At 60.3% G+C, this 7,514-nt stretch carries 10 protein-coding genes; 5 read left to right on the forward strand and 5 right to left on the reverse strand.

All coding sequences use genetic code 11. The annotated features are described in order from the left end of the window. Positions 1 to 305, reverse strand: a 305-nt coding sequence (locus tag VFN25_RS01305; RefSeq protein ID WP_325137994.1) for an SDR family NAD(P)-dependent oxidoreductase, incomplete at its 3' end; no start/stop codon positions are given. 160 nt (positions 306 to 465) lie between these two features. Beyond that, complete coding sequence (locus tag VFN25_RS01310; protein WP_325137996.1) at positions 466 to 1,356, reverse strand: pseudouridine synthase; 891 nt, start codon at positions 1,354 to 1,356, stop codon at positions 466 to 468. Between the two features lie 46 nt (positions 1,357 to 1,402). Between VFN25_RS01310 and VFN25_RS01315 the strand changes: the two genes are divergently transcribed. Both VFN25_RS01315 and VFN25_RS01320 read left to right on the forward strand, forming a co-directional pair. Next, positions 1,403 to 1,903 (forward strand): MgtC/SapB family protein, encoded by a 501-nt coding sequence (locus tag VFN25_RS01315; RefSeq protein WP_325137998.1) that lies wholly within the window; start codon positions 1,403 to 1,405, stop codon positions 1,901 to 1,903. Next, complete coding sequence (locus VFN25_RS01320) at positions 1,900 to 2,262, forward strand: DUF6164 family protein (RefSeq protein ID WP_325138000.1); 363 nt, start codon at positions 1,900 to 1,902, stop codon at positions 2,260 to 2,262. Before VFN25_RS01315 ends, VFN25_RS01320 begins: the two co-directional genes overlap by 4 nt. Before the next feature lie 9 nt (positions 2,263 to 2,271). Here VFN25_RS01320 and VFN25_RS01325 read toward each other — a convergent pair whose 3' ends face one another. Beyond that, on the reverse strand, positions 2,272 to 2,778 hold the full coding sequence (locus VFN25_RS01325) for a DUF1993 domain-containing protein (RefSeq protein WP_325138002.1): 507 nt from the start codon (positions 2,776 to 2,778) through the stop codon (positions 2,272 to 2,274). 104 nt (positions 2,779 to 2,882) lie between these two features. Here VFN25_RS01325 and dbpA point away from each other — a divergent pair, with 104 nt between their 5' ends. After that, the gene (gene dbpA / locus VFN25_RS01330) at positions 2,883 to 4,256 is read left to right on the forward strand and encodes an ATP-dependent RNA helicase DbpA (RefSeq protein WP_325138004.1); all 1,374 of its coding nucleotides are present in this window, start codon (positions 2,883 to 2,885) and stop codon (positions 4,254 to 4,256) included. A gap of 3 nt (positions 4,257 to 4,259) precedes the next feature. On the opposite strand, the gene VFN25_RS01335 is transcribed toward dbpA, so the two are convergent. Continuing rightward, positions 4,260 to 4,682: a hypothetical protein gene (locus VFN25_RS01335; protein ID WP_325138006.1), complete on the reverse strand. Its 423-nt coding sequence runs from the start codon at positions 4,680 to 4,682 to the stop codon at positions 4,260 to 4,262. A gap of 98 nt (positions 4,683 to 4,780) precedes the next feature. Here VFN25_RS01335 and VFN25_RS01340 point away from each other — a divergent pair, with 98 nt between their 5' ends. Together VFN25_RS01340 and VFN25_RS01345 are read left to right on the forward strand one after the other, a co-directional pair. Next, positions 4,781 to 5,716 carry a hypothetical protein gene (locus VFN25_RS01340; RefSeq protein WP_325138009.1) on the forward strand — a complete coding sequence of 312 codons (936 nt, stop codon included), beginning with the start codon at positions 4,781 to 4,783 and terminating at the stop codon, positions 5,714 to 5,716. Between the two features lie 10 nt (positions 5,717 to 5,726). Next, positions 5,727 to 6,065 (forward strand): tRNA-binding protein, encoded by a 339-nt coding sequence (locus VFN25_RS01345; RefSeq protein WP_325138011.1) that lies wholly within the window; start codon positions 5,727 to 5,729, stop codon positions 6,063 to 6,065. A 198-nt stretch (positions 6,066 to 6,263) separates the two neighbouring features. Here the strand turns inward: VFN25_RS01345 and VFN25_RS01350 are convergent, their stop codons facing one another. Continuing rightward, on the reverse strand, positions 6,264 to 7,460 hold the full coding sequence (locus VFN25_RS01350) for an acetyl-CoA C-acyltransferase (RefSeq protein ID WP_325138013.1): 1,197 nt from the start codon (positions 7,458 to 7,460) through the stop codon (positions 6,264 to 6,266). Between the last annotated feature and the right edge of the window lie 54 nt (positions 7,461 to 7,514).

The following is a 7,514-nucleotide window of genomic DNA, read 5'->3' on the forward strand; positions in this document are numbered from 1 at the left end:
GCGCCATCGCGACCCAGCATGCGTCCGGCACCAAGGATGCCGGCACAATTGACCGCGACGTTGAGGCTGCCGAGGAAATCGCGTGCTGCGGCAACATTGCCGCGCACGCCCTCTTCGTCGGTAACATCCGTGCGCAGGAAAGTGGCCTTGTCCTTGCCCAGTGCATCGACAGCTGCTGCACCTTTTTCGTCGTTGACGTCGAACAGGGCGACCTTGCCGCCGTGAGCGACGACATGCTCGGCGACGCTGAGGCCGAGTCCGGATACGCCACCGGTAATGACGGCTTTGACGTTTTGAAGTTGCATGTTTCCTCCACGGGTGCGCGCTGGATAGCTCGCGCAAAGATTGCGGATTCTACTAGCAGCCTGTCGGACTTTGCCGGTTGAGGCGAGAATTCGGCTGGGCGAGGCCAGATTTCCGACGGTTTGCTGGCCCATCATGGTTCTGACAGGCTGTCAGGTTCGGCTACAAGTCGAGCAAGCTGCTGAAACTTCGTTGCTTGCCACTGAGCGGATCGTCAAAGGCCAGCGAGCGGGCCAAAAGCTTGAGCGGGCGGCTGAAGTTGTCGTCGGAGAGCGCAGTCAGCTCCGGATAGAACGGGTCATTGAGGATCGGTGCGCCGAGTCCGGCCATGTGCACGCGCAGTTGGTGTTTGCGACCCGATACCGGTTTCAGCAGATAGCGCCAATTTTCGTCGCCACGCTCGATCACGCCGATCTGCGATTCGCTGTTCGCTGCGCCATCCACTTCCTGCATGCGAAAAAACGGTTCGCCCCGTACGATCCGCGATCGACGAAGCAGCGGAAAACAGTGGTCCGGCAGAGCAGGCGCGATCGCTTCATAAGTCTTCTCGATCCGTCGCTCGCGGAACAAGGCCTGATAGCGCGAACGGCTTGCCGGATTGGCCGAAAACATGACCAGGCCGGCCGTGCCTCGATCAATGCGATGCAAGGGCACCAGATCGGGGTTGCCAAGTTCGCGAATCAATCGACGCAGCAGGGTTTCCTCGACAAACCTTCCGCCTGGCATGACGGCGAGGAAATGGGGCTTGTCAGCGATAACCAGATGCTCGTCGGCATGCATGATTTTCGCCTTGAATGGAATCGCGGTTTCGTTGGCAACTTCGCGAAAATAGCGAACCGTCATTCCTTCCCGGTAGGGCGTGTCGATGGCCACCGGCAACCCGCGCGAATCGAGCACGCGCGAATGTTCAAAGCGGTCCTTCCACAAGGCATGGCTCACTCTGGAGAAGTGGGCGCACAGGCACTCGAACACCGTCTCCCAGGGGCCGGGTGGCAAGTGCAGGGTGCTCGAACCAGTGAGCTTGCCTGGAAATGGCGGAGCGGATGAAAGCATCAGGCTATTATGCCGCCAGCATCCAGCGGCGCAGGAGCCTCAATCCATGTGGGAAGAAATTGGTTCGACTCTGGTCCAGGAGTTTTCGGATATCCCGGACGTTGCCGAACTGACCCGATTGTCCATTCGACTTTTGCTGGCTGCGATTCTTGGTGGCTTGCTTGGGTTCGAGCGCGAAACCAAGGGCAAGGCTGCAGGAATCAAGACGCACATGTTCGTGGCACTCGGTTCGGCCATCTTCATGATTGTTCCATTGCAGATCGGTGTCGAAGTGGGTGATCTCACGCGAGTCATCCAGGGCATGGTGACGGGCGTCGGCTTTCTCGGTGCCGGCACGATTCTCAAGGGTCGTAGCGAAGACAGCGTCAAGGGTCTGACTACGGCGGCGGGCTTGTGGATGACTTCGGCGATCGGCATGACGGTCGGGCTCGGTCAGGCCGGCTCGGCCGTGCTGTGTACGCTGTTCGCATTGATCGTTTTCGGAGTCATGCCGCGTCTGATGCGACTCGTCTTTCCCGCGCAAGGTCATCGTGGAGATGCGCCATGAGCCATCTGCTCCTCAACCTTCGCCACGTCCCCGATGACGAGATCGCCGAGATCCGTGAACTCCTCGATCAGCATCACATCGCGTTTTACGAAACCGAACCGAACCGCTGGAGTATTTCGGCTGGCGCCATCTGGATCAGGGACGATAACGAGAGTACTCGAGCCAAAGAACTTTTGACGAGTTACCAGCAGCAGCGCGAATCTCGCGCCAAGGCTGAGTTCGAGAGCGCAAAACGCGATGGCACGGCGGAAACCTTCTGGTCACAGATGCGTAGCCAGCCGGCGCGTTTGATCATGATCCTGTTTGGCGCTGCACTCTTCGTCGCTCTGAGTTTGTGGCCATTTTTGCTCGCTGCTTGATCATCGACATCAGATGCCGCCGATGAAGTCTCGCTTGCCGAGTTCGACGCCGTTGTGGCGAAGGATGGCGTAGGTCGTTGCGGTGTGGAAATACATGTTCGGGATGACGAATCCGAGAAGATAGGTTTGCCCGTCGAAATTCATTTCGTGGCCTCCGATTGTCAGGTTGATCTTCTTGTCCTCGCTGCCATCGATCTTCTCGGCTGCGACCGATTTCGCAAACTCGATGGTCTTCTGGATACGCGCCAGCAACTCCTCGAAACGGGTCTCATTGTCCTCGTAGACTGGACGCTCGATACCGGCCAGTCGCGCGACGCCGCCGTTGACCAGATCAGTGGCGATCTGAATCTGGCGCGAAAGCGGGAACATGTTCGGGTACAGGCGCGAGCCAAGCAGAACCGATGGTTCGATTTTTTGCTGCTCGGCGTGGGCGGCAGCCTTGGTGAGAATATTGGAGAGGTTGTCGAGCGCGCGGACGAATACGGGAACGGAAGCTTGATACATCGAAAGGGACATGGCTGACTCCAGGGAACGGTTGACAAGGGTTCGCTCCAACACGGTGGAGGCGTTCCAGGACCAAACAAGGGGCCGAACCGGGTTGCGCCGTGCGATCATGACGCATGAATGCATTTACCTCGCTGCCCCTCGCCCCGCCATTGCTCAGTGCACTGGCCGCGCTCGATTACACCGAAATGACCCCCGTGCAGGCCCTGAGTCTGCCGCCGATTCTCGACAACAAGGATGTGATTGCCCAGGCGCCGACCGGCAGCGGCAAAACCGCCGCATTCGGGCTTGGACTGATCGCGAGGCTCGATCCGACCTTGGCCAGCGTGCAGGCGATCGTCCTGTGTCCAACCCGCGAGCTCGCCGATCAGGTCAGCAAGGAAATCCGTCGCCTCGCCAGCTTCATTCCGAACATCAAGCTGCTGACCTTGTGCGGAGGCATTCCGTTGCGCCCACAACTGGCCTCGCTGACGCATGCGCCACATGTCGTCGTCGGTACGCCCGGGCGCATTCAGGAGTTGATCGATCAGGGTGCCTTGTCGCTGGGCGATGTGCGCGTATTCGTCCTTGATGAAGTTGATCGCATGCTCGACATGGGCTTTCAGGATGCGATCACCAGTCTGCTCAAGCAGAGCCCGAAATCACGCCAGACGCTTTTGTTCTCGGCGACGATCCCCGAGGAGATCCGCAAGATCAGCCGCAGCCTGCAGCGCGATCCGGTGGAAGTTGCCACCGACGTCGGTGCTGATCTGCCCGAGATCGAGCAGCAATTTTTCGAGATTGATGCGCCGCGCCGCTTCGACGCCTTGCTGCGCCTGCTGACGACGTACCGCCCGGAATCGACGCTGATTTTCTGCAACATGCGCCGCGATGCCAGAGAGCTCGCCGATGGCCTGAGCCAGCGCGGGTACTCGGCGTTGGCTCTGCATGGCGATCTCGAACAACGTGATCGTGACGAGGTGCTGATGCGCTTCGTCAATCGCAGCTGCGCGATCCTCGTTGCCACTGACGTTGCTGCGCGCGGACTCGATATCGAGGATTTGCCGGCCGTCGTCAACTGGGAAGTATCGACCGATCCGGACGTGCACGTGCACCGAATCGGTCGTACTGGACGGGCAGGGCGCAAGGGTCAGGCCTGGAGTCTGGTTGCGGCCGCTGAAATGCCGCGCATCGCGCCGATTGAAACGCGCACCGGGCAAACTGTTCACTGGTCGAACCTGCCCTCGATGAGTGACTCCGCCGCACCGATCAAGGCCACGATGAGCATGTTGTGCATCGATGGCGGACGCCAGGAAAAAGTGCGCCCCGGCGACATCCTTGGAGCCTTGACCGGTGATGCCGGAATTGCGTCTGATGCAGTCGGCAAGATCGGCATTTTCGCCACCCGATCCTATGTCGCGATCCGCCGCGATCAGGCTGCGATGGCGCTCAAGCGTTTACGCGACGGCAAGATCAAGGGGCGCAAATTTCGCGTGCGCGCGATCGACTGAAATTCAGCTCAGGCTGAGCAGCCGCCAACTGATGATGCCCATGCCCAGGGCTAGCAGCAGCAGGACGACCGCCGTCAGATTCAGCCCCTGACGAATTTTCATCGCCGCTGCGCCGCGTCGAACCGGCGTATCGCGAAGTACGCGAACTCCCGGCAACGGCCATTGCTCGAAGGTCTTGATCAAGGTCGCCTTGCGCGCTGCATACCAGGCGAGAAAGCCGAGGCAGATGGCGCTGCCGGTCAGGGCGATGCCGATCAGTCGACGCAGACGCAGGATCAACTGGTCGGTGCCGGGAATGTCGGCAATACCGCTCAGCCATTGCTGGAAAAAGTACACGGTAGCAATGGCCATCAATACCGCGATGCCCAGAACAAGCATCGTCTGGCGGCGCAGACCGGGATCGGCGCGGATCATGTCTTCGCTCACGTTCACCTCCCTGAATTTCGTTGTCGAGCATAGCGGTGTTGTGACCGATTCGCCCTGCCGTATATCGCCGAATCACTGCGCCGGTCTATCCTTGTCGGATGAAAAAGCCGATTACGACTCTGATTCTGGTCTTGCTGGCCGCGCTGGTGCTGGCTGCTTGCCAGAGTAACCCCGCCCGCAAGTCTTCAACAGCGCCTTCAACGTCCAGCCAGCGCGCCTGGTTTGACGGCGAGTACGACAACCATGAACAGGTGGTGCAAGCGCAAGGTCGCAGCGTGCCGCGCGTCCGATTCGAGATTACGCCTCTGCAAAAGCCCGGCTGGTACGTGTGGCGAGTTGATCAGTCTGGCAGCAGCGTTCTGACTGCGACCTGGGTCATGCGCTCACTCAAATCGGTCGACGGCACACTCGAATTGACGCCGTATCGCTCGCTGGCTGAATCTCCATTGCTCGGCAAGGACTTCGATCAAAAGCAGTGGATCGCACTGGATGCCTGCGCATTGCATGGAGCGGCGACAAGCAACGGGCTTGAGGTTCGTGCCGATCTGGCCAGTTGCCAGACTGTCGCTCCCGGCGTTGGCCCATCGGCGGCGCTGCTGCCTCTGTCGATCTCGCATGATGGTGATTCCCTGCATGTGCGTCTGTACGCCGATCAGGCGCGCGGCCCGGACGCGCGCGTCGATGCGCGCAAGATTCGCTGGTATTCAGGTTGGGCAGCAATCAATGGGGCCGGTCCGGACGCCCGGCCGGAGAGCACGGATTGGCACATGAACCGCGACCTGCGCATCAGCAACGAAGGTGGCAAAGCTGCATTGAAATGGCGCGATGGACAGAATTCCGGGTATTCACTGGAACTCGAGCGTGCGACCTATCGCGATGGCAATGTGCAAGTGGTGAAACTGTCGGTGATCGACGATGCCAGCGGACGAGTCCTTGCCTATTCCTGGGCCAATCCGGAAGCCACGCGCATTGGTATCAATCTGGGTTGGGTCCAGGTTGGCCTGGATAGCGCGTCCCCCGTTGCTCCGCATTGAGAACCTGCCAATGAAGGAACAGCCATTGACCTGGAGCGAGTTCGAGCGCGTCGTAATGGTCGCCGGCACGATCACGCGGGTTGAGGTATTCCCCGAGGCACGCAAGCCCGCCTACAAGGTCTGGGTCGATTTCGGCCCGCATGGCGAGCGCAAGACCAGCGCACAGATTGCAGCCCTGTATTCGCCGGAAGATCTGATCGGTCGACAGATTGTCGGCGTGATCAATTTTCCCGAGAAGCAGATCGGCCCATTCCGCTCACAATTTCTGCTGACCGGATTTCCGACCGATGACGGTGTTGTCATCACGACACTAGAGCGTGCCGTGCCGAATGGAACGCGTTTGGCTTGATGTTGAGCGGTGAGCGGTGAGCTTTTAGCGGTTAGCGGTAAAAGCAGGGTATCGAGCAACTTCCGATCATGGTTTCCTTCGGCAGGCTCAGGACGGGCTCGGCTCACCACGAACGGAAGTTGTGCATGCCCTGCGCTTGCTCAAACCCCAACAAGCGCAACGCTCTTTCCGCTCACCGCTCACCGCTCACCGCCACCACTAGAGCGCCTCGAAGATTCCCGCAGCACCCATGCCGGTGCCAATACACATGGTCACCATGCCGTATTTCTGCTGGCGACGGCGCAGGCCGTGGATCAGGGTCGCCGCGCGGACTGCACCGGTCGCGCCCAGCGGATGACCGAGGGCAATGGCACCGCCGAGTGGATTGACCTTGCCGGGATCGAGGCCGACATCCCGAATCACTGCCAGCGCCTGGGCGGCGAAGGCTTCGTTGAGTTCGATCCAGTCCATTTGTTCCCTGGTCAATCCGGCCAGCTTGAGTGCTTTTGGAATCGCCTCGATCGGGCCGATACCCATGACTTCGGGGCGTACGCCAGCGACGGCGAAGGAGACGAAGCGGGCGATCGGGGTCAAGTTGTATTCCTTGATCGCCTTCTCGCTGGCCAGCATCAGCGCGCCGGCGCCATCGGACATCTGCGAGGAGTTGCCCGCGGTGACGCTGCCGCCGGCCTTGAACACGGTACGCAACTTGGCCAGGCCAGCGGCACTCGTGTCCGGGCGCGGGCCTTCGTCGGTATCGATCAGGCGACTGTCAGTCTGGATCGAGCGGCCGGCCAGATCCGGGTAGTGATCATCAAGCTTGAATGGCACGATCTCATCCTTGAACGCGCCGGCCGCAATCGCGGCCAGCGCCTTCTCGTGCGAGCCGAGAGCGAACGCATCCTGATCCTCGCGGCTGACTTTCCATTCACTGGCGACGTTCTCGGCAGTGATGCCCATGCCGTAGGCGATGGCGATGTTCTCATCGGTGAAAGCGATCGGGTTCATCGCGATCTTGTGGCCCATCATCGGCACCATGCTCATGCTCTCGGTACCACCGGCGAGCATCAGATCGGCATCGCCGGTGCGGATGCGATCGGCAGCCAGGGCAATCGCCTGCACACCGGAGGAGCAGAAGCGGTTGATCGTTTGCGCGGGAACGCTGTTCGGCAAATCGGCCAGCAGCGCACCAATGCGGGCCACGTTCATGCCTTGCTCGGCCTCGGGCATGGCACAACCGATCACCACGTCGTCGATGCGCGCGGGATCGATACCCGGCGCGCCGGCGACTGCGGCACGGATCACATGGGCGAGCAGATCGTCCGGACGGGTATTGCGAAACACGCCACGCGGCGCCTTGCCAACCGGTGTACGCACGGCGGAGACGATGTAGGCGTCTTGTAGTTGTTTGGACATGTGTGACTCCAGAAGCGGGATTCGAAATTCGGAATTTGGGATTCGTAAGGGCGG

Source organism: Dokdonella sp., assembly GCF_035703485.1.
Lineage (GTDB): Bacteria > Pseudomonadota > Gammaproteobacteria > Xanthomonadales > Rhodanobacteraceae > Dokdonella.